The following is a 20,145-nucleotide window of genomic DNA, read 5'->3' as shown; positions in this document are numbered from 1 at the left end:
ATGTTATGCGCGCGATTAGTGACAGCCGCAGCCGCCGGTACCACAGCCGCCTTTACCATGCTCATGACCGTGGTCATGGTCGTGGTCATGCTCGTGGTGGTGATCGTGCTCGCCGTGTACGTGGCCATGAGCCAGTTCTTCCGGCGTCGCTTCACGGATAGCAACCACTTCTACATGGAAGTTCAGGTTCTGGCCAGCCAGCATATGGTTACCATCAACCACAACGTGATCGTCTTCCACTTCGGTGATTTCTACCGGTACTGGACCCTGATCGGTTTCAGCCAGGAAACGCATGCCAACCTGCAGTTCATCGACGCCCATAAAAACGTCTTTAGGTACGCGCTGAACCAGATTGTCGTCATACTGGCCGTAAGCGTCATTGGCGGCAATATGCACGTCAAAGTTGTCGCCGACTTCATGATCTTCCAGTGCCTTTTCCAGACCAGAAATCAGGGAACCATGACCGTGCAGATAGTCCAACGGCGCGCTCACCGGAGACTCGTCGACCAACACACCGTCTTCTGTACGTACCTGGTAAGCCAGGCTGACCACCAGGTCTTTTGCTACTTTCATGATATCTCCTAACCGTTGAGAGCTTTGATCCCGACTCATTGGTCTATTTTTGCGTACAATAACACCAACCAGAAAGATCCAGATGCTGACCCTTTGCGCGCCATACAGGCAATACGCTCAGGCAATGTTAACGATGCCGATTGTAACGGAATTCAGTGCCGCTGTAAGGGTAAGCTTAAAAAAAGCTGCGCTGTTCCGCTAATCCGGATGAAAAACTCCAATGACTTGCTCCTGGCTGCGGATCCGATCGCGTACCTGCTTATCTGCCTCACGCATCTGATGACCGCATTTCACACACTCCACCACATCGACATTATTTTCACGCCACATCGCCAGCGTATCTTTCTCCTGGCAGTGCGGACAGGTTGCATCAGCAATAAAACGTTTACGCATTTTCTTTCCTGCAGTTTTCGGTCAAAGCGCTCAACGGCGTAAATTATTCAAACTCATCCCAGCTATCCATCTGCCGCTTCTCCTGTTGCATCTCGCGCTGGAAAATATCTTCCAGCTCGCGCCGCGCCTCACGCGCACGGGAAATTTGCGCATTGTCCGTATGGCCGGGCATGAGCTCGCGCAGCATACGCATATCCAGCCGCCGAAAATGCTGCTGCGCGCGGTGCGCCTGATGCGGATGCATTCCCAGCGACATTAACGCTTTACGTCCCAGTTCCAGCGCGCTGGAGAATGTCTCACGGGAGAATTGTGTCACGCCCGCCTGCAGCAGCTCATGTGCCTCCACACGTCCACGCGCACGCGCCAAAATTTGCAGGTGGGGGAAATGCTGCTGACAGAGATGAACGATGTTCATGGTATCTTCTGGATCGTTGCAGGTAATCACAATCGACTGCGCGCTGGCAGCGCCGGCGGCCCGCAGCAATTCCAGTTCCGTCGCATCCCCATAGTATACCTTATAACCATATTTGCGCATCAAACTGACGGCGCTGATGTCCCGTTCAAGCACCGTAATACGCTTTTTATTCGCCATCAGCAGACGCCCGATGACCTGGCCGAAACGGCCGAATCCCACCACAATGACCTGCGGCTGGTCATCATCCACCCAGGGTTTTTCCGTCTGTTCATCCCCATCGTTAAAGCGGCGCACCAGAATGCGGTCAACGCCCTGCATCAGCAACGGCGTCGTCATCATAGACAGGGTAACGGTCACCAGCAGCAGCGGCAGCTGATCGTCGTGAAACAGCCGCACTGCCGAGGCGGCGGAAAACAGCACGAAAGCGAATTCACCGCCCTGGCTCAGCACGCCGGCGAACTGTAAACGCTCCGAGCTACGCAGGCCATAAATCCGCGCCAGCAGATAAAGCACCAGTGTTTTTACCGCCACCAGCACCAGCACGCCGAGCAGCACCGTCAGAATATGCGTATAGAGCACGCCCAAATTCAGCGCCATGCCAACGGAAATAAAGAACAGCCCAAGCAGCAGGCCTTTAAACGGCTCGATGGCGATTTCCAGTTCGTGACGATATTCGCTTTCCGCCAGCAGAATGCCGGAGATAAAAGTGCCCAGCGCCATCGACAGGCCCAGCGCATCCATAAACAGCGCCGAACTTAGCACCAGCAGTAGCGAAGCGGCGGTAAACACTTCCCGCACGCCGGAAGCGGCGATATAGCGGAAAATCGGTCGCAGCAGCAGCCTGCCGCCAGTCAGCATGCCGGCAAAAGCCAGCACCTTCATCCCCACCTTCATCCAGTCGGCATGGCCGCTATCGGTGCCGGCCAGCAGCGGCACCAGCGCCAGCGCCGGGATTACTGCCAAATCCTGAAACAGCAATACCGAAAAGCCCAGCTGCCCCGCCTCGCTGCGATTCATCCCTTTATCGCGCATCAGCTGTAGGGCCATCGCCGTTGAGGACATCGCCAGGCCGATCCCGCCCACGATTGCCGCCTGCCATGAAAAATCGGTTAACAGCAGCAGCCCTGCCAGTACCGCAGCGCTAAAAATAACCTGGGCGGCGCCGACGCCAAAAATTGAGCGCCGTAGCGCCCACAGCTTCGCAGGATTCAGCTCCAGGCCAATCAGGAACATCAGGAACACCACGCCGATTTCCGAAAAGTGCAGGATCTCGTCAACGTCGCTGATAAAACCCAGTCCCCAGGGGCCGATAGCAATACCCGCCAGCAAATAGCCCAGCACCGCGCCAATTCCCAGCCGGGCGGCGATCGGCACCGCGACCACGGCAGCGAACAGATACACCACGCCAGCCGTCAGTAAAGTTTGCCCTTCCATTTATAAAACCCCAGCAGGCAAAGGAGAAGAAAGCCAGCTGCCATAGGCCTCGGCATAATTTTTCATGGTTTCCGGCGGTTGACGGCGCGCCCAGTAAATAATCAGCGGCGGCAGCCAGTACATATGGCACATCTGCGCCGTCAGCTCAAAGGGACGCATAATATCCGTCATCGGATAGCGGTTAAGGCCATCCTGATGATAGGCCGTCTCAGGTTCGCCGGTAGTAATCACGCTGCGCCAGTATTTCCCTGCCAGCGCATTACCGCCGATGCCGCTGGCAAAACCGCGCGACAGCACGCGATCCAGCCACTCTTTCAGCAGCGCCGGACAGCTCCAGGTATAAAGAGGATGCTGGAAAACAATCACCTGATGCTCCCGCAGCAGCTGCTGTTCATAATGAATATCAATAAAAAAATCGGGATAGTGCGCGTACAGGTCGTGTACGGTAACGTGCGATAATTGCTGTGCCGGCTGCAGTAAGATCCGATTCGCTATCGAGTCTTGCGATTCCGGATGGGCATACAGCAGCAAAACCTTAGGCAGCTGCGGCATCTCACTCCTCCAAATCGTCGTCATGATGCAGGATTTCCGCTACCATGCTCAACATAACGGAATCTACGATTCCTGACCGATTATGATGACAATAAATTAACATATTCTGACAATACGGCGCTTATGATTGTATTCTCTTCGTTACAGATCCGACGCGGTACCCGCGTGCTGCTGGACAATGCCACCGCCACCATCAACCCTGGACAAAAAGTGGGTCTGGTGGGCAAAAACGGCTGTGGCAAATCGACGCTGCTGTCGCTGTTAAAAAATGAACTCAGCGCCGATGCGGGCAGCGTCACCTTTCCCGGCAACTGGTCACTGGCCTGGGTTAACCAGGAAACGCCAGCGCTGCCGGTTGCCGCCATTGAGTATGTTATTGACGGCGATCGTGAATATCGACAACTCGAATCCGAATTACAGCGCGCCAATGAAAAAAATGACGGCAATGCGATAGCGCTGCTGCATGGCAAGCTGGATGTCATTCAGGCATGGAGCATACAGGCGCGAGCCGCCAGCCTGCTTCACGGTTTGGGCTTTAGCCAGCAACAGCTGCAGCGTCCGGTCAGCGACTTCTCCGGTGGCTGGCGCATGCGTCTCAATCTGGCACAGGCGCTGATTTGCCGTTCCGATCTGCTGCTGCTGGATGAACCCACCAACCACCTCGATTTAGATGCCGTTATCTGGCTGGAGCGCTGGTTAAAAAGCTACGACGGCACGCTGATCCTGATTTCACACGATCGTGATTTTCTCGATCCGGTAGTGGATAAAATTCTGCATATTGAGCAGCAAAGCCTGTTTGAATACACCGGCAACTACAGCTCTTTTGAACAGCAGCGTGCAACCAAACTTTCCCAGCAGCAGTCCCAGTACGAACATCAGCAGCGTAAAGTGACGCACCTGCAAAGCTATATCGATCGTTTCCGCGCCAAAGCCAGTAAAGCGAAACAGGCGCAGAGCCGCATTAAAATGCTGGAGCGCATGGAGCTGCTTACTCCGGCGCACGTCGATAATCCCTTCAGCTTCAGCTTCCGCGCGCCGGAAAACCTGCCAAATCCGCTATTGAATATGGAAAAGGTAACCGCTGGCTATGATGACCGCGTGATACTGGACTCGATCAAACTTAATCTGGTGCCCGGATCGCGGATTGGCCTGCTCGGCCGCAACGGCGCAGGGAAATCAACGCTGATTAAGCTACTGGCGGGCGAACTGGCGCCGCAAAAAGGGGAAATCGGCCTGGCGAAAGGGGTACAGCTGGGCTATTTCGCGCAGCATCAGCTGGAGTTTCTGCGAGCCGAAGAATCTCCGCTGCAGCATCTGGCGCGTCAGGCGCCGAAACTGCCTGAACAGCAGCTGCGCGACTATCTTGGCGGATTCGGTTTCCAGGGCGATAAAGTCAGCGAGCCGACCGAACGCTTCTCCGGCGGCGAAAAAGCGCGTCTGGTGCTGGCGCTGATCGTCTGGCAGCGTCCTAACCTGCTGCTGCTGGATGAGCCGACTAACCATCTCGATCTTGATATGCGCCAGGCATTAACCGAAGCGCTGATTGATTTTGAAGGCGCGCTGGTCGTGGTCTCGCACGATCGGCATTTGCTGCGCTCCACGACTGACGATCTTTACCTGGTACATGATGGCAAAGTGGAAGTGTTCGCTGGCGATCTGGATGATTACCAACAGTGGTTAAGCGATTTGCAAAAACGGCAGACGCAGGAGAGCGAACCAAAACCGGAAAACGGCAACAGCGCTCAGGCGCGTAAAGATCAGAAGCGCCGCGAAGCCGAACTGCGCACGCAAACGCAGCCGCTGCGTAAACAGATCGAAAAGCTGGAAAAAGAGATGGAGAAGTTTAATGCACAGCTGTCCGATGCGGAGGCAAAGCTGGCCGACTCGGCTATTTACGATGCAAGTCGTAAAGCCGATCTGACCGCCGCGTTACAGCAGCAGGCCACGGCAAAGTCCGCGCTGGAAGAGTGCGAAATGGCCTGGCTGGACGCCCAGGAACAGCTGGAAACCATGCTGGCCTGTTAGATATATTTACGGCCTTATTTCGCTGACGTTTTATCCGCGCAAAATAAGGCCGTGCTCTGTTGCTGGCGGTCAGCGCCTTTTAACATCTCCCGGCGGCCGTACGCTTTTTAAATAAAAAGAAGCGGTTCGCCGGGCATCATCTGGCTATGCCAAACCTTCCTCGCATCATTTTTTTCATAAACTACCAATAGTTATCAAACTTTTTACTTTCTGTTTCCTTGTGCAGGAAGTTTAATATTTTTACTATTGCGCCCTGCATATATTTGCTTATTTTTTGGACTCAGGGTAAACCGTGTCAGTGCATTCTATAAATCTGTTGAAAAAAAACCTGACGGCTTTTGGGCTGCTGATTTTTTTCATGCCCTTTGCCCACTTTTTATCGCCTACCTACCTCGTCGCGGACCGTATCGTTTACCTTTGCTATCTGCCCTACGGGCTGGCGATCGCCACCATCTATATTTTTGGCCGATCCGCCGTGGTTCCGCTTTACCTGACTTTTTTTATTACTTTTCAGCTCTGCTTCTCGATATTTTCACTGGCGATCGCGCTCACCTTCGCCTTTTTAACGCCATTGTTCGTCTGCTGCTGGCTGACACGGCGATGGATTGGCCGCCGCTGGCGCTATAACCTCAGCAATCAAGGGCTTGGCATCAGGCTGCTTCTGCTTAATACGCTGGCGCCCACGCTAACTATGCTGCTGCTGGCGGGCTTTGGACGCCAACTGCCCGCCATAGCGGAAATGCCCGGCAGCTATTTTGCCGGCAGGCTGGATATGTTCAGCGTACTCAGCCTGCAAAACCTGATCCTGTCCGCGGTGCTGTTTACCGTTCTGTTTTATTTTCCACTGCGTATGCTGGCCCAGCCGCGCAGTGGCTTTACTTTTTATCGGCTATGCTGCGCCAGGCTGGCTCTGCACGAAGACCGCCTGCACGCGTTTTTGTGGGGCGGCCTGCTGGCCGCGCTGATGCTGCTGCTTTGCTTTCCGGTTCGCCATATGTTGATTTCCAGCTATCTGGTACCGCTGGTTTTCGTCATCTTCACTTACGGCATTATGCGTTTTACGTCACGCGGCGTGCTCTGGCTCTGGGCGCTATGTTGTCTGCTGCTGATGCGCTTTAATCTTGATGTGCTGCCGGTAAATTCTATTTTTTCCGCCACCTTTTTATCCTCGGCGTTTATCGCGTTTACTATCAGCCTGCTGCATATCGCGGCGGGATACTGGAAAAGCCGCCGCCTGCAACAAATCGCGCTGACTCTTGCCGTGACCGATCCTATGGTGCAGCGCCTTAACCTGCGGGCGCTCCAGAAAAAGCTTAAACAGCACGCATCAGGCACTCTTTGCTATCTCTATCTGCATCAGCTGAAATTTTTAGGCTGTCATTATGGCCTGATGATGCATACCTACAGTAAGCGCTGCATTATTGATGAGATCGGCACACAGCTACAGGCAAACGAAGGGGTTTATCAAATCACCGGCGACGGCGTAATGCTGCTGCTGCAGGGTGAAGGCATCAGCGAACGTCTGGCGCAGCTACGCGTACGGCTAAAGCAGCAGCAAATTTTCTGGTACAACCAGCCGATTGATATTGATTATGCTTTTGCCGCTGGCAAATTCACCGCAGAAAACAGCAATCTTTATTGTCTCGCGGGGCAGCTCAGTTATCTGGCGGAACAGGCGCTAATGGTGGGCGGCGTAACGCTGCTGGATGATGATAATTCGCGCCTGATTGGTCAGGTTTCCGCCCGGGTTTTACTGCTGCGAGAAATCAAGCAGGCGCTGGCTCAGCGGGATATTGTCCTGTTTGCCCAGCCTGTCGTCTCCTGCAAAGAGGAGCGCCATTATTACGAGGTGCTGGCGCGGCTGCGTTCATCAGACGAAATCATTATGCCGGATCGGTTTATGCCGCTGATTGCGGAGTTTCGCCTTAGCGCCCAGTTCGATCGTCTGGTCGTGGAAAAAACCGTCGAGTTTATTCATCAGCGCCAACGCGCCAACAATCCGCCGCCGCGCCTTGCCATCAATCTGTTGCCGATGACGCTGACCGATCCGGGGATCGTGAATGACATTATCGCTCTCTTTCAGCGCTTTTCCGTCTTATCCGAAGCGGTTATTTTCGAAGTCACCGAAGAGCAGGGGCTGATTAACAACCCGCAGGCCAATGGCGCGATCGTTGCGCTGCGTCAGGCCGGTTTCCGCATTGCGATTGATGATTTTGGCACCGGCTTCGCTAATTACGAACGGGTGAAACACCTTAGCGCCGATATTATTAAAATTGACGGTCTGTTCGTTAAAAACAGCCTTAATGACAATATCGATCGCATTATTATTAAATCTATCTGCGCAATCGCGCGGGAAAAACGCGTATCCGTAGTGGCGGAATATGTGGAAACCGAGGCGCAAAAACAGCTGTTAACCGAGCTGGGCGTTGACTATATACAGGGCTGGCTGACCGGCCAGCCAGCCCCGCTGGTTTCAATAGCCTGACGGGCTCAGGAGGGTCGATAAAAAGGCTTATCGCCCAGAATAGTTGCGCGGTGCATTATGCGTCTGGCGGGAAGATAGTCGGCGTTCGCATAGTGCTGCGTGACCCGATTATCCCAGATGGCTACATCGTTAGCCCGCCAGCGCCAGCGAACCTGGAACTCCGGCTTGTTAATATGCGCAAATAGGAAGCCCAGCAGCGCATCGCTCTCTTTCGGCGCCAGATCGACAATACGCGTGGTAAACCCTTCGTTCACAAATAGTGCCTGTATGCCGCTTACCGGATGGGTGCGCACCACCGGATGTAACAGCGGCGGATGGTTCGCGGCCGCCTGACGCCAGCGCGCATGCTCTTCCGGCGTCGCACGGTGCTTATATTCAGGAAAGGATTTCGTAAAATCATGCTCGGCCTGCAGGCCGCTCAGCAGCGTGCGTAGCGGCGGGGAAAGCGCGGCGAAAGCCGCAGTGCCGCTGGCCCACAGCGTATCGCCGCCGTGCTCCGGCACCTGTTTTGCCGCCAGGATCGCCCCGGCCGGCGGCGTATCGATAAAGGTGACGTCAGTGTGCCAGTTATCGTTATCGGGCGGATTACCGTTATGCGTATCCAGCACGATAATCTCTTCCACGCCCTCCGCATGTGGATAAACCGGATGAATATGTAAATCACCGAAGCGGGCGGCAAGGGCGCGCTGCTGCACCGGCGTTAGCGGCCGATCGCGCAGGAACAGCACCTGATGGCGGATTAGCGCATGCCACAGCTGTTCAAACTGACCATCGCTTAGCGGACGGGAAAGATCGAGGTTATCAATTCTGGCGCCGATATAAGGTCCCAGCGCGGTAATGACCAGACGTTCGTTCATTGGGATTCTCCATGCCAGGGCGTTAACCGACGCTGTAGCGTCCGCAGGCCCAGTTCTAAACCAAATGCGATTAACGCAATCACCAAAATACCGGCCAGCACCACGTCCGTTGCCAGGAACTCCCCGGCAGACTGCACCATAAAACCCAGCCCGCGTGTAGCGGCAATCAGCTCCGCCGCCACCAGCGTTGACCAGCCGACACCTAAACCGATCCGCAGGCCGGTAAGAATTTCCGGCAGCGCGCCGGGCAAGATAACCAGACGTAACAGCTGCCAGCGGCTGGCGCCCAGCGACTGCGCCGCCCGCAGCCGCACCTGCTGCGCATTTCTTACGCCCTGCAGCGTTGACAGCGCTACCGGCGCAAAAATAGCGAGATAAATCAGCAGAATCTTTGAGGTTTCGCCAATGCCAAACCAGATCACCATCAGCGGCAGATAGGCCAGCGGCGGTACCGGTCGGTAAAGCTCAATCAACGGATCGAGGATGCCGCGAGCCGTAGCGCTTAGCCCCATAACGATGCCGGTCGGCACGCCGATCAGCACCGCAGCCAACAGCGCCAACAGAATTCGCCCAAGGCTGGCGGCCAGATGCTGCCAGAGCGTGGCATCCATAAAGCCCTGCGCGCTGGCAATAACCAGCAGCTGATGCAATACCTGCTGCGGCGGCGGTAAAAACAGCGGCGCAATCAGCTGCAGCGCGGTAACCAGCCACCACAGCGCCAGCAATACCGTTAGCGTCGCCAGGCTCAGCGTCAGCTGACGAGAAACCGGCCAACGCCAGCGCCAGCGCCGCACGCTCTGTTTATCCAGCGTTTGTATACTCATGAGAACGCCTCCCGCTGTTGGAATACCCGGCTCAGCACATATTCGCGCTGGGCGATAAAGGCGGGATCGGATTTGATAGCGCGGCAGGAAACGCCAGCGGCAAAGCGGCGACCAAAATCCAGCGTCAGCCGCTCGCTGATACGTCCGGGGCCCGGCGTCATTAAAACCAGCTCGCTGGCGAGGAATACCGCCTCTTCAATATCGTGGGTAATAAGCAAAATGCCCTTACCGCTGTCGCGCCACAGGCGTAGCAGCAGTTCCTGCATCTGCTCGCGGGTAAACGCATCCAGCGCGCCAAAAGGTTCATCCAGTAATAACAGCTGCGGATCGGCGGCCAGCGCGCGCGCAATGCCGACGCGCTGGCGCATACCGCCGGAAAGCTGCCAGATAAACCGTTTTTCCGCGCCTTCCAGCCCAACCTTTTTTAATAGCCTGCCTGCTTGCTCTCGCCGCGTTTTAACATCAACGCCCGCCAGCTGCAGGCCAAACGCCACGTTATCCACCACGTTGCGCCAGGGTAGTAATCCTTCGTGTTGAAAAACGACTCCGCGATCGGCGCCCGGCCCGGTTATTGGCTCTCCCGCCAGCGTAATGCCGCCCTCTTCTGTCGGCAGAAAACCGGCGATAAGGTTCAGCAGCGTGGTTTTCCCGCAGCCGGACGGCCCCAGCACCACCACCAGCTCACCCGCATCCAGCGTTAAGTTAATGTCCTGCAAAGCGAGATGCCCGTGGTAACGCGCACTGACATGAGTAAGAGAAAGCATGGTGAATTCCTCACGGCTGGGCCAAAGGATGGATAAAGCGGTCGGTGACATAGTCGCGATAATCCGCATCGACCTGCGCGACTTTGCCCTGCTGTTTCAGGAACCGGGCCGTATCGCCAATCGCTTTGTTTACCGGCCCTCCCAGCTGGGCGAGCTGCTGCTGCACGTTAAGATAGGTGTTGCCCTGAACCAGACCGGCAATCTGATCCACCGACACGCCGCTCAGCCGGGAAAGTTTGTTAAGATTTTCAGGCTGCTGCAGCCACTGTTGCGGATGAGAAAGATAAGCCTGCTGCGCCGCCAGCGCGCTGCGGGCAAACGCGGTCACAACGTCCGGATGCTGAGCGGCAAAGTCTTTGCGCACCACCCAGACATCCAGCGTCGGCGAGCCCCACTGGCCTACCTGAGCCGAATCAGTCAATACCTTGCCGGTTTTAGCCAGCTCATTTACGGCCGGTGCCCAGACGTAAGCGCCGTCAATATCGCCTCGCTGCCAGGCGGCGATGATGGCTGGCGGCTGAAGATTTATAATCTGTAGCTGACCGGGCTTAATGCCCCAGTGCTTCAGCGCGGCCAGCAGGCTGTAATGGGTGGTGGAGATAAACGGCACCGCGATACGCTTGCCGATAAGATCCTGTGGTGAAGTAATTTTTTTATTCACCACCAGCGCTTCCGAGCTGCCAAGCTGAGACGCCAGCAGGAAAACTTCAATCGGCAGCTTCTGGCTGGCGGCGACCGCCAGCGGACTGGAGCCGATATTGCCGATTTGTACGTCACCGGATGCCAGCGCACGAACGACACTGGAGCCACTGTCGAATTTACGCCAGTTAACCTGAGCGCCGCTTTGCTGAGCAAACGTGTTATCCGCCTGCGCAACTTTCGCCGGCTCCGCTGAGGTCTGCCAGGCCACCGTTACCTCAACTGCGTGCGCCTGTGTCGCCAGCAGCGATAACGTCGCTGCCAATGCCAAAAACCGCGTGAGCTTCACCATCTTGTATTCCGCCTGTTGTTATCATTGTGATGGCTCAGTTGTAGCCGAGAGGCGGGCACAGCATGAAGTAATTAAAAATTATGTTTAATCACCAAATTAACTTAGAAAAGTTATCGCTAACGTTATCTGAAAATTAAAAAAGGTGATTTTCCTGATGAAAAATGGACCTGAATCAGCCACTGTATAACGATGCTTTACCGGCCGTTCATTGGTGAGTTGTCAGAGGGTGTTCTATGTCGATTGAGAAAGTTGCCCGTTTCGCTGGCGTATCAACCGCGACCGTTTCACGCGTGCTGAACGGCTATAAGGGCGTTCGGCCTGCAACCCGTGAGCGGGTTTTAGCCGCTATCGCCGCCTGTCAATACCAGCCTAATCTGCTGGCGCGTCAGCTACGTACGTCCCAAAGCCGTATGTTGCTGGTGCTAGTTTCCAATATTATTAATCCCTTCTGCTCGCGCGTGGTACGCGGCATTGAGGCCGAAGCGGAGGCGCACGGCTACCATATTCTGCTGTGCAACTCCGATTCGCAAACCCAGCGCGAGTCCGCTTATCTGACGCTGCTGAGCGGCAAAGTGGTCGATGGCGTGATTACTATGGATGCGGCAAGCAATCTGCCCGAACTGCGCAAAATGATTGGCGACTCCCCGTGGATACAATGTGCCGAAGGCAATCCTGATATGACAGGTTCATCGGTCACGATTGATAATCAACAGGCTGCGCGCAAGGCGGTTCAACACCTGGCGCAGCGTGGACGGCGACGTATTGCGATGATTAACGGCGATCCGCGCTATTTCTATGCACAACAGCGTGAGTCAGGCTACCGCTCAGCATTAGCAGAACTAGATTTGCCGTGGTCCGGCGTGGAATACGCCAACGAAGTGGAGTGCGAGGCGGGTTTTGCGGCCATGAAGCGACTGCTGGAAGCGGAAGAGCCGCCCGACGCCGTATTTACCGTATCCGATGTGCTGGCGGTTGGGGCGATGCACTGCGCGCGTCAGCATCAGCTAACTATCCCGCAGGATCTTGCCGTGCTGGGCTTTGACGGCCTGCCGTGGAGCGCAATGCTTTCACCGCCGCTCAGCACGCTGGAACAGCCGATGCATCAGCTGGGTACACGCAGCGTACAGCTGCTGTTGCAGCGCATCAAAAATCCGCTGGCCCCACAGGTTCATGAACGGCTGCCCTGCCAGCTGGTGGCGCGTGCCTCCAGCTAATCAGTGCCAAATCAACAGCACGCAGGCGGCTGTCAGTACGCCCATCGACAGATTGAAGATTTTCCATGCGCGACGGCTGCGCAGCAGGCGGCCAATCAACGTGCCGAAGCCAAGCCAGAGAAAGCCGGCGACCAGGTTAACCAGCGCCATGCCAATGCTGATAGCCACAATTGAACCGCGATAGGCTTCGCCCGTCAGGCTAAAGCTGGCTACGGCACCCAGCGCCATTAGCCACGCTTTAGGATTAACCAGTTGCAGCATACCTCCCTGCCAGAATGGTATTGGCCGGGATGGCGCATCGCCCATCTCGATTTTTTCATAGGCCGCCGTCGCGATTTTCCATGCCAGCCACAATAGATAAAGGCTGCCAACAATTTTCATCAACAGGTGCAGAGCGGGATAAACCAGAATCAAACCGCCCACGCCAAACGCCACCAGCAACAGCATCAGCTGCATACCAAGCATAATCCCCACCATCAAGGGGAGCGATCGCAGGAAACCAAAATTGGCGCCGGTAGTGGTTAATAGCGTATTATTTGGGCCGGGCGTAACCGCCGCTACCCAAAGAAAACCAAGCATCGATAAAAACAGACTGAGTTCCATAAAATGGGTGCTCCCCACCCGGTAAAATGTTAACCCGCTTAAACTAACAGTACCTCTGAATGCGTACAAGCGTGAGACGATGAGCTTTGATCACCGCCAGGAATCCTTTATCCCACTGAAAGGGCTGCATAACCCGCATCTACAAACGGTGCTGCCGCGCCTGTTCCGCCGCCGGGTTTATTTGCGGCCTCACTGGCAGCGCCTCGATCTGCCCGACGGGGATTTTATCGATCTGGCCTGGAGCGAAGATCCCATGCAGGCGCGCCATAAGCCGCGCGCGGTGTTGTTTCACGGGCTGGAGGGGAGCTTTCACAGCCCTTATGCGCACGGCCTGCTGCAGGTCTGGCAACGGCGCGGCTGGCTGGGTGTGGTCATGCACTTTCGCGGCTGTAGCGGCGTGCCTAACCGAATGGGCCGTATTTATCACTCCGGAGAAACCGGCGACGCCAGCTATTTTTTACGCTGGCTGCAAACCACCCTCGGCCATGCGCCAACGGTTGCCGTCGGCGTGTCGCTGGGCGGTAATATGCTGGCCTGCTTACTGGGCCAGCAGGGCGATGACTGTCCGCTGGATGCCGCCGTTACGGTTTCTGCGCCGCTAATGCTGGAGCCGTGCAGCGCTAAACTTGAGCAGGGATTTTCCCGCGTCTATCAGCGTTATCTGTTAGGCCAGCTCAAGCTCAATGCCCAACGCAAGCTACAGGCCTGGCCCGGCACGCTGCCGGTAGACCTGCCGCAGCTTAAGGCGTTAAAACGCCTGCGTGATTTTGATGATGCCATCACCGCCCGCGCCCACGGCTTCGCCGATGCCGGCGATTATTATCGGCGAGCCAGCGCGATGCCGTTGCTGCCCGGCGTACGTAAACCGCTGTTAATTATTCACGCGCAGGACGATCCCTTTATGACCGATGAGGTGATCCCTGATATGGCGCGGTTACCTGCTAACATTGAATATCAACTGACGGAATATGGCGGCCACGTCGGCTTTGTTGGCGGCACTCTGCGCCATCCGCAAATGTGGCTGGAGCATCGTATTCCCCAATGGCTATCACCTTATCTGGATAACTAAGCTGTGATTATTCCCTGGCAAGACCTGACCCCGGAAACCCTGGATAACCTGATTGAAGCTTTCGTACTGCGCGAGGGCACGGACTATGGCGAGCAGGAGCGCTCTCTGGCGGAAAAGGTGGAAGATGTCCGGCGCCAGCTAAAAAGCGGCGAAGCCGTACTGGTTTGGTCAGAACTGCATGAAACGGTAAACATTATGCCGCGCGGACAGTTGCGCGGCTGACGGCTCTGTGCGGCCTGTCACATTAACGTTGTCTGACGGGCGCGCACGATGATGACACTTCAGCCCTAAACGTGATAACAATGCTCATCGCCCGATTTTACCCAGAGAATATTTATGTCAGCCAGACATCCGATTATCGCGGTGACCGGCTCCAGCGGAGCGGGAACCACGACCACCAGCCTTGCCTTTCGTAAGATTTTCCAACAGCTTAACCTGCACGCCGCCGAACTGGAGGGCGATAGTTTTCATCGCTACACGCGCCCGGAAATGGATATGGCGATCCGCAAAGCACGCGATCTGGGACGTCATATCAGCTACTTCGGACCGGAAGCCAACGACTTTGGCCTGCTTGAGCAAACCTTTGTTGAATATGGCGAAAATGGCCGAGGTCAGTCGCGTAAATATCTGCATACCTATGACGAAGCGGTGCCGTGGAATCAGGTGCCCGGCACCTTCACGCCGTGGCAGCCGCTGCCGGAGCCAACGGACGTTTTGTTTTATGAAGGGCTGCACGGCGGCGTGGTGACGCAGCAGCATAACGTGGCGGAAAAAGTGGATTTGCTGGTTGGCGTGGTGCCGATCGTGAATCTGGAGTGGATCCAGAAGCTGGTACGCGATACCAGCGAACGCGGCCATTCACGCGAGGCGGTGATGGATTCGGTAGTGCGCTCGATGGAAGATTACATTAACTATATTACGCCGCAGTTCTCACGCACCCATCTCAATTTCCAGCGCGTTCCCACGGTGGATACCTCGAATCCCTTTGCCGCGCGCGCGATTCCCTCGCTGGATGAAAGCTTTGTAGTGATTCATTTCCGCGGCCTGGAGGATATTGATTTTCCCTATCTTCTCGCGATGCTGCAGGGTTCATTTATTTCCCATATTAATACGCTGGTGGTGCCGGGTGGCAAAATGGGACTGGCGATGGAGCTGATTATGCTGCCGCTGGTGAAACGCCTGATCGAAGGCAAAAAAATCGAATAGTCAGGCGCTCTCGATACATTGATAGCTGTGGGTAATTTTTACCTCTGTCCCCAGCATCAGCGCAACGGGGCAATATTTTTCGACGGAAAGCGCCACGGCGCGCGCGACGGCTTTATCGCTCAGCCCTTTGCCGCTGACAATAAAGTGCAGGTTGATATGGGTAAACACGCGCGGCGTCTCAGCGTGACGCTCAGAGGTAAGCTTTACTTCACAATCGCTGACCTCATTTCGCCCTTTTTGCAGAATAGAGACCACGTCAACCGCGCTGCAGCCGCCCGCCGCCATCAGCACCATCTCCATCGGGCTGGGCGCTTTATCGCCCGAATTGCCGTCCATCAGGACCTGGTGCCCTGACGCCGACTCGCCTAAAAAGGACAGCCCTTCTATCCATTTAACTCGCGCCTGCATATTCTCTGACCTCTGATAAGTGAGCTATTCGCCCGCCTGGGCTTTCAACAGCTAAACGGCAATTGTCCGATTCAGCACAAGCTGAAGCGAGACAACAGGAGACAGTAAGATAAAGCTGTGCTACAAACAAAGCTGTAATATTTTCGTTCTATGAAACGAAAACGGGACGACTGCACGCCCTGGTGCCTCGCAGTTGCCCGCATAAATTTCCAGCAGGAAACGCTTGAAGATTTCAACGCCTGACAGGGAAAACTGCCCCCTGTATTTAGGGCACGATTACAACAGAGGATAATAGCGAATGGTTCTCGGCAAACCGCAAACAGACCCTACACTCGAATGGTTCCTGTCACATTGCCATATTCACAAATATCCATCAAAAAGCACATTGATTCACCAGGGTGAAAAGGCCGAGACGCTCTATTACATCGTAAAAGGTGCGGTTGCGGTACTGATCAAGGATGAAGAAGGCAAAGAGATGATTCTTTCCTATCTCAACCAGGGTGATTTCATTGGCGAGCTTGGCCTGTTTGAAGAAGGTCAGGAACGCAGTGCATGGGTACGAGCGAAAACCGCCTGTGAAGTGGCTGAAATTTCGTATAAAAAATTCCGTCAGCTGATTCAGGTGAATCCTGACATTCTGATGCGCCTTTCCTCCCAGATGGCGCGCCGCCTGCAGGTAACGTCAGAGAAAGTAGGCAATTTAGCTTTCCTTGATGTCACCGGCCGCATTGCGCAAACGCTGCTCAACCTTGCTAAACAGCCGGATGCGATGACTCACCCGGACGGGATGCAAATCAAGATCACCCGTCAGGAGATCGGTCAGATCGTTGGCTGCTCTCGCGAGACGGTGGGTCGTATTCTGAAAATGCTGGAAGATCAAAACCTGATCTCCGCGCACGGTAAAACGATTGTCGTTTACGGCACCCGTTAAGCTACCCTGAAGTCACGGCGTGGTGCCTCGCATCACGCCGTGTCTATTTTGGCGATGTGGTGATGTGGCGGCGAATTATTTACCATCCCGAAGTGAACTATGCGCTGCGTCAGACGCTGGTGCTCTGTTTACCGGTGGCCTTTGGCTGGCTGCTGGGGGATTTACAAAAAGGGTTACTCTTCTCGCTGGTTCCCGCCTGCTGCAATATTGCCGGACTGGATACACCGCACCGACGTTTCTTTAAGCGGCTGATTGTAGGCGGTTCGCTGTTTGCGCTCAGCAGTTTTCTTCTGCAATGGCTATCGCTACAGCAGGTGCCGCTGCCCGTTACGCTGTTCACTATGGCGCTATTGCTGGGCGTGACCGGCGAAATTGGTCCGCTTCATGCACGTCTGCTGCCCGCCTCATTAATTGCCGCAATTTTTACGCTCGGCCTGGTTGGGCATATGCCGATCTGGGGTCCGCCGCTGCTCTATATCGGCGGCACATTCTGGTACGGGCTGTTTAACTGGTTATGGTTCCGGCTGTGGAAAGAGCAGCCGATGCGGGAAACGCTCAGCCTGCTTTACCGGGAACTGGCCGATTACTGCGAAGCAAAATATACCCTGCTGACGCAGCTTACCGATCCGGAAACAGCGCTGCCGCCGCTGCTGGCACGTCAGCAAAAGGCGGTCGATCTGATTAATACCTGCTATCAGCAAATGCATATGCTGGCCGCCAACCGCGATCACAGCCACCGCCGTCTGACGCGCGCTTTTCAGGTGGCGCTCGATTTGCAGGAGCATATCGCCGTCAGCCTGCATCAGCCGGAAGAAGTACAAAAGCTGGTAGAGCAAAGCCATGCGGAAGCGGTGATACGCTGGAATGCCCAGACCATCGCCGCACGGCTGCGCGAACTGGCGGACGATATGCTTTATCACCGGCTGCCGTCACGTTTTACTATGGAAAAACCGCTGCTGGGGCTGGAGAAAATTGCACGCCAGCATCCGGAGAATCCGGTCGGCCACTTCTGTTATTACCATTTCAGCCGCATCGCCCGCGCGCTGCGTACCCAGCGCCCGTTATATCGTCGCGATCTCATGGCTGACCGTCAGCGTCGGCTGCCGCTGTTTTCCGCACTGCGCAGCTATTTGTCGTTTAAATCCGCCGCCCTGCGCACCGCGGCGCGCTTTGCGGTGATGCTGGTATTCGGCAGCGTACTGGCGCTGGCCTTTAACGTGCCTAAACCCTGGTGGATTTTAATGACGATTATGTTTGTCAGCCAGAACGGCTACAGCGCGACGCGCGTGCGTATTCAGCACCGGGCGCTCGGCACGCTGGCCGGGCTGATTATCGCCGCTGCGGCCCTGCGCTTTGCGGTGCCGGAATCGTTGGTGCTGTTGATCATGCTGGTGATTACTCTGGTCAGCTACCTGTTTATCCGTAAGTATTACGGCTGGGCGACCATCGGCTTTACCGTTACCGCCGTTTATTCACTGCAACTGCTATCGCTGAACGGCGCGCATTTTCTGCTGCCGCGCCTGATGGATACGCTGATGGGCTGCTGCATCGCCTTTGGCGGGATGGTCTGGCTGTGGCCGCAGTGGCAAAGCGGGCTGCTGCGCCAGAATGCGCACGATGCGCTGGAGGCGTATCAGGACGCTTTACGGATGCTACTGGGAAATGAGGCGTCGCCGCAAAAACTTGCCTGGCAGCGGGTGCGCGTTAATCAGGCGCATAACGCTCTGTTTAACTCACTCAGCCAGGCGATGCAGGAGCCTGCCTTTAATACCCGCTATCTGAATGATATGAAACTTTGGGTGACGCACAGCCAGTTTATTGTTGAGCATATTAACGCGATGACCATTCTGGCGCGTGAACACACCATGCTGACGCCCGCGTTGGCGCAAAGCTATCTGCAGTCGTGTGAAATTGCGCTGCAGCGCTGCCAGCAGCGGCTGGCGTATGACGGGCCAGGCCAGCAGGCTAATATTCTGGAAGGGAAAACAGGCAATCAGGAAGGGCCGACGACCATTATGGAGCGCCATGTAAAGCGCATCCTTGAGCACCTTTCAGTGATGCATACCATTTCATCGCTGGCGTGGAGCCAGCGGCCCCACCACGGCAAATGGCTGGTACGCCGCCTGCGTAAAGGATAAGCGCGCCGTTATATCAGGCGCGCCCTGCATTAGGCCGGGTTCAATACTTTATCGGCGGCTCTGGCCAGACGCGCCATGCCATCGCCAATATCCGCCAGCGGAATCACCAGCGAAGGCGCAAACCGCAGAACATCGGTGCCCGCGGTTAAAATCATAACGCCTTCGGCCGCGGCGGCAGTAAGAATATCGCGCGCTTTGCCCTTATGCTGCGGCTGAAGCTCCACCCCGATCAGCAACCCTTTGCCACGGATCTCGCTGAACAGATCCAGTTTGGCATTGATCGCTTCCAGCGCCTCAATAAAGCGCTGACGCCGCTGCTCAATACCGTCCAGCACCCACGGCGTATTAATCACATCCAGCGCCGCTTCCGCTACGGCGCAGGCCAGCGGATTGCCGCCGTAGGTAGTGCCATGTACGCCCGGCGCCATCGCCGAGGCAATTTCGTTGGTGGTCAACATCGCGCTAATGGGAAAGCCGCCGCCCAACGCTTTCGCCGTCGTCAGAATATCCGGCTGTATGCCGTAATGTTGATAGGCAAACAGTTTACCGCTGCGTCCCATTCCGCTCTGGACTTCATCCAGCACCAGCAGCGCCTGATGCCGATCGCACAGCTGGCGCAGCCCCTGCATAAATTCCGGCGTTGCGGGCATTACGCCGCCTTCGCCCTGAATCGGCTCGACCACGATGGCGCAGGTGTGATCGTCAATCACCGCCTTCACCGCATCCAGATCGTTAAAAGGAACGTGCACAATATCGGCCGGCTTAGGCCCAAAGCCATCAGAGTATTTCGGCTGTCCACCGACCGAAACGGTAAACAGCGTGCGGCCATGAAAAGCGTTATGGAAGGCGATAATTTTCGTTTTATAAGGGCTGTGGCGAGTGGAAGCATAATAACGCGCCAGTTTAAAGGCGGCCTCGTTGGCTTCGGCACCGGAATTTGCAAAGAAAACGCGTTCGGCGAAGGTGGCGTTAATCAGCTTGCTGGCAAGGCGCAGAGCGGGTTCGTTAGTGAAAACATTGCTGGTATGCCACAGCATTTCGCCCTGGGTTTTTAGCGCCTCTACCAGCGCCGGATGGCAGTGACCCAGCGCGGTTACGGCGATCCCGGCGGTAAAATCGATATATTCTTTACCCTGCTGATCCCAAACCCGGCTGCCTTTGCCTTTAACCGGCACAAACTGCGCCGGTGCATAAACAGGCAATATAACCTTATCAAAAGTGTCCCGCGTAACCGCCATTTTTTCCGCTGCCATTCGCTACCTC

At 55.7% G+C, this 20,145-nt stretch carries 19 protein-coding genes; 8 read left to right on the top strand and 11 right to left on the bottom strand.

Annotation, left to right across the window (positions count from 1 at the left end; genetic code table 11):
- Window positions 1–15: 15 nt before the first annotated feature.
- The 4 genes from slyD to kefG all read right to left on the bottom strand — a co-directional run bounded on the left by slyD (window position 16) and on the right by kefG (window position 3,367).
- Window positions 16–573, bottom strand: coding sequence for a peptidylprolyl isomerase (gene slyD, locus COO59_RS10605; RefSeq protein ID WP_103059759.1), 558 nt, complete (start codon window positions 571–573; stop codon window positions 16–18).
- Between the two features lie 198 nt (window positions 574–771).
- Entirely contained in the window at window positions 772–966 is a 195-nt protein-coding gene (locus tag COO59_RS10600) for a YheV family putative zinc ribbon protein (RefSeq protein WP_103059758.1), read from the bottom strand.
- A 43-nt stretch (window positions 967–1,009) separates the two neighbouring features.
- The gene (gene kefB, locus COO59_RS10595) at window positions 1,010–2,815 is read right to left on the bottom strand and encodes a glutathione-regulated potassium-efflux system protein KefB (protein ID WP_103059757.1); all 1,806 of its coding nucleotides are present in this window, start codon (window positions 2,813–2,815) and stop codon (window positions 1,010–1,012) included.
- Complete coding sequence (gene kefG / locus COO59_RS10590; RefSeq protein WP_103059756.1) at window positions 2,816–3,367, bottom strand: glutathione-regulated potassium-efflux system ancillary protein KefG; 552 nt, start codon at window positions 3,365–3,367, stop codon at window positions 2,816–2,818. It lies immediately after the preceding gene.
- Window positions 3,368–3,490: 123 nt separating this feature from the next.
- Between kefG and COO59_RS10585 the strand changes: the two genes are divergently transcribed.
- Complete coding sequence (locus COO59_RS10585) at window positions 3,491–5,392, top strand: ABC transporter ATP-binding protein (protein ID WP_103059755.1); 1,902 nt, start codon at window positions 3,491–3,493, stop codon at window positions 5,390–5,392.
- Window positions 5,393–5,684: 292 nt separating this feature from the next.
- A complete protein-coding gene (locus tag COO59_RS10580; RefSeq protein WP_103059754.1) occupies window positions 5,685–7,877 on the top strand; it encodes a sensor domain-containing phosphodiesterase in 2,193 nt (730 codons plus the stop codon).
- Window positions 7,878–7,882: 5 nt separating this feature from the next.
- Here COO59_RS10580 and tauD read toward each other — a convergent pair whose 3' ends face one another.
- The 4 genes from tauD to tauA are packed head-to-tail and all read right to left on the bottom strand — an operon-like array spanning window position 7,883 to window position 11,313.
- Complete coding sequence (gene tauD / locus COO59_RS10575) at window positions 7,883–8,734, bottom strand: taurine dioxygenase (protein ID WP_103059753.1); 852 nt, start codon at window positions 8,732–8,734, stop codon at window positions 7,883–7,885.
- Window positions 8,731–9,558 carry a taurine ABC transporter permease TauC gene (tauC, locus tag COO59_RS10570; RefSeq protein WP_103059752.1) on the bottom strand — a complete coding sequence of 276 codons (828 nt, stop codon included), beginning with the start codon at window positions 9,556–9,558 and terminating at the stop codon, window positions 8,731–8,733. Before tauC ends, tauD begins: the two co-directional genes overlap by 4 nt.
- Window positions 9,555–10,322, bottom strand: coding sequence for a taurine ABC transporter ATP-binding subunit (gene tauB, locus COO59_RS10565; protein ID WP_103059751.1), 768 nt, complete (start codon window positions 10,320–10,322; stop codon window positions 9,555–9,557). Before tauB ends, tauC begins: the two co-directional genes overlap by 4 nt.
- A 10-nt stretch (window positions 10,323–10,332) precedes the next feature.
- Entirely contained in the window at window positions 10,333–11,313 is a 981-nt protein-coding gene (gene tauA, locus COO59_RS10560; protein WP_103059750.1) for a taurine ABC transporter substrate-binding protein, read from the bottom strand.
- 233 nt (window positions 11,314–11,546) lie between these two features.
- On the opposite strand from tauA, the gene COO59_RS10555 reads away from it, so the two are divergent.
- Window positions 11,547–12,527, top strand: coding sequence for a LacI family DNA-binding transcriptional regulator (locus tag COO59_RS10555; RefSeq protein WP_103059749.1), 981 nt, complete (start codon window positions 11,547–11,549; stop codon window positions 12,525–12,527).
- On the opposite strand, the gene COO59_RS10550 is transcribed toward COO59_RS10555, so the two are convergent.
- On the bottom strand, window positions 12,528–13,130 hold the full coding sequence (locus tag COO59_RS10550; RefSeq protein WP_103059748.1) for a LysE family translocator: 603 nt from the start codon (window positions 13,128–13,130) through the stop codon (window positions 12,528–12,530).
- A gap of 79 nt (window positions 13,131–13,209) precedes the next feature.
- Here COO59_RS10550 and COO59_RS10545 point away from each other — a divergent pair, with 79 nt between their 5' ends.
- From COO59_RS10545 to COO59_RS10535, 3 genes are all read left to right on the top strand, one after another.
- On the top strand, window positions 13,210–14,199 hold the full coding sequence (locus tag COO59_RS10545; protein WP_103059747.1) for a hydrolase: 990 nt from the start codon (window positions 13,210–13,212) through the stop codon (window positions 14,197–14,199).
- Window positions 14,200–14,202: 3 nt separating this feature from the next.
- On the top strand, window positions 14,203–14,421 hold the full coding sequence (locus tag COO59_RS10540; protein ID WP_103059746.1) for a YheU family protein: 219 nt from the start codon (window positions 14,203–14,205) through the stop codon (window positions 14,419–14,421).
- Between the two features lie 114 nt (window positions 14,422–14,535).
- Window positions 14,536–15,405 (top strand): phosphoribulokinase, encoded by an 870-nt coding sequence (locus tag COO59_RS10535; protein ID WP_103059745.1) that lies wholly within the window; start codon window positions 14,536–14,538, stop codon window positions 15,403–15,405.
- On the opposite strand, the gene COO59_RS10530 is transcribed toward COO59_RS10535, so the two are convergent.
- Window positions 15,406–15,813: an OsmC family protein gene (locus COO59_RS10530; protein ID WP_103059744.1), complete on the bottom strand. Its 408-nt coding sequence runs from the start codon at window positions 15,811–15,813 to the stop codon at window positions 15,406–15,408.
- A gap of 298 nt (window positions 15,814–16,111) precedes the next feature.
- On the opposite strand from COO59_RS10530, the gene crp reads away from it, so the two are divergent.
- Window positions 16,112–16,744 (top strand): cAMP-activated global transcriptional regulator CRP, encoded by a 633-nt coding sequence (gene crp, locus COO59_RS10525; RefSeq protein WP_017803012.1) that lies wholly within the window; start codon window positions 16,112–16,114, stop codon window positions 16,742–16,744.
- 62 nt (window positions 16,745–16,806) lie between these two features.
- Window positions 16,807–18,882 carry a YccS/YhfK family putative transporter gene (locus tag COO59_RS10520; protein ID WP_103059743.1) on the top strand — a complete coding sequence of 692 codons (2,076 nt, stop codon included), beginning with the start codon at window positions 16,807–16,809 and terminating at the stop codon, window positions 18,880–18,882.
- 29 nt (window positions 18,883–18,911) lie between these two features.
- Here the strand turns inward: COO59_RS10520 and argD are convergent, their stop codons facing one another.
- A complete protein-coding gene (gene argD / locus COO59_RS10515; RefSeq protein ID WP_103059742.1) occupies window positions 18,912–20,135 on the bottom strand; it encodes a bifunctional acetylornithine/succinyldiaminopimelate transaminase in 1,224 nt (407 codons plus the stop codon).
- Between the last annotated feature and the right edge of the window lie 10 nt (window positions 20,136–20,145).

Source organism: Mixta theicola (assembly GCF_002895925.1).
GTDB classification, from domain to species: Bacteria; Pseudomonadota; Gammaproteobacteria; order Enterobacterales; family Enterobacteriaceae; genus Mixta; species Mixta theicola.
Note: the sequence above shows the minus strand (reverse complement) of the source record. Positions and strands in the feature narration are given on the sequence as shown.

Bases quoted from the DNA above. Each gene is read 5' to 3' on its own strand.
- kefB (WP_103059757.1), bottom strand. From the start codon at position 2,815: ATGGAAGGGCAAACTTTACTGACGGCTGGCGTGGTGTATCTGTTCGCT.
- COO59_RS10530 (WP_103059744.1), bottom strand. From the start codon at position 15,813: ATGCAGGCGCGAGTTAAATGGATAGAAGGGCTGTCCTTTTTAGGCGAG.
- crp (WP_017803012.1), top strand. From the start codon at position 16,112: ATGGTTCTCGGCAAACCGCAAACAGACCCTACACTCGAATGGTTCCTG.
- tauA (WP_103059750.1), bottom strand. From the start codon at position 11,313: ATGGTGAAGCTCACGCGGTTTTTGGCATTGGCAGCGACGTTATCGCTG.
- COO59_RS10535 (WP_103059745.1), top strand. From the start codon at position 14,536: ATGTCAGCCAGACATCCGATTATCGCGGTGACCGGCTCCAGCGGAGCG.
- tauC (WP_103059752.1), bottom strand. From the start codon at position 9,558: ATGAGTATACAAACGCTGGATAAACAGAGCGTGCGGCGCTGGCGCTGG.
- kefG (WP_103059756.1), bottom strand. From the start codon at position 3,367: ATGCCGCAGCTGCCTAAGGTTTTGCTGCTGTATGCCCATCCGGAATCG.
- COO59_RS10600 (WP_103059758.1), bottom strand. From the start codon at position 966: ATGCGTAAACGTTTTATTGCTGATGCAACCTGTCCGCACTGCCAGGAG.
- argD (WP_103059742.1), bottom strand. From the start codon at position 20,135: ATGGCAGCGGAAAAAATGGCGGTTACGCGGGACACTTTTGATAAGGTT.
- COO59_RS10555 (WP_103059749.1), top strand. From the start codon at position 11,547: ATGTCGATTGAGAAAGTTGCCCGTTTCGCTGGCGTATCAACCGCGACC.
- slyD (WP_103059759.1), bottom strand. From the start codon at position 573: ATGAAAGTAGCAAAAGACCTGGTGGTCAGCCTGGCTTACCAGGTACGT.
- tauD (WP_103059753.1), bottom strand. From the start codon at position 8,734: ATGAACGAACGTCTGGTCATTACCGCGCTGGGACCTTATATCGGCGCC.
- COO59_RS10545 (WP_103059747.1), top strand. From the start codon at position 13,210: ATGAGCTTTGATCACCGCCAGGAATCCTTTATCCCACTGAAAGGGCTG.
- COO59_RS10550 (WP_103059748.1), bottom strand. From the start codon at position 13,130: ATGGAACTCAGTCTGTTTTTATCGATGCTTGGTTTTCTTTGGGTAGCG.
- tauB (WP_103059751.1), bottom strand. From the start codon at position 10,322: ATGCTTTCTCTTACTCATGTCAGTGCGCGTTACCACGGGCATCTCGCT.
- COO59_RS10585 (WP_103059755.1), top strand. From the start codon at position 3,491: ATGATTGTATTCTCTTCGTTACAGATCCGACGCGGTACCCGCGTGCTG.
- COO59_RS10520 (WP_103059743.1), top strand. From the start codon at position 16,807: ATGTGGCGGCGAATTATTTACCATCCCGAAGTGAACTATGCGCTGCGT.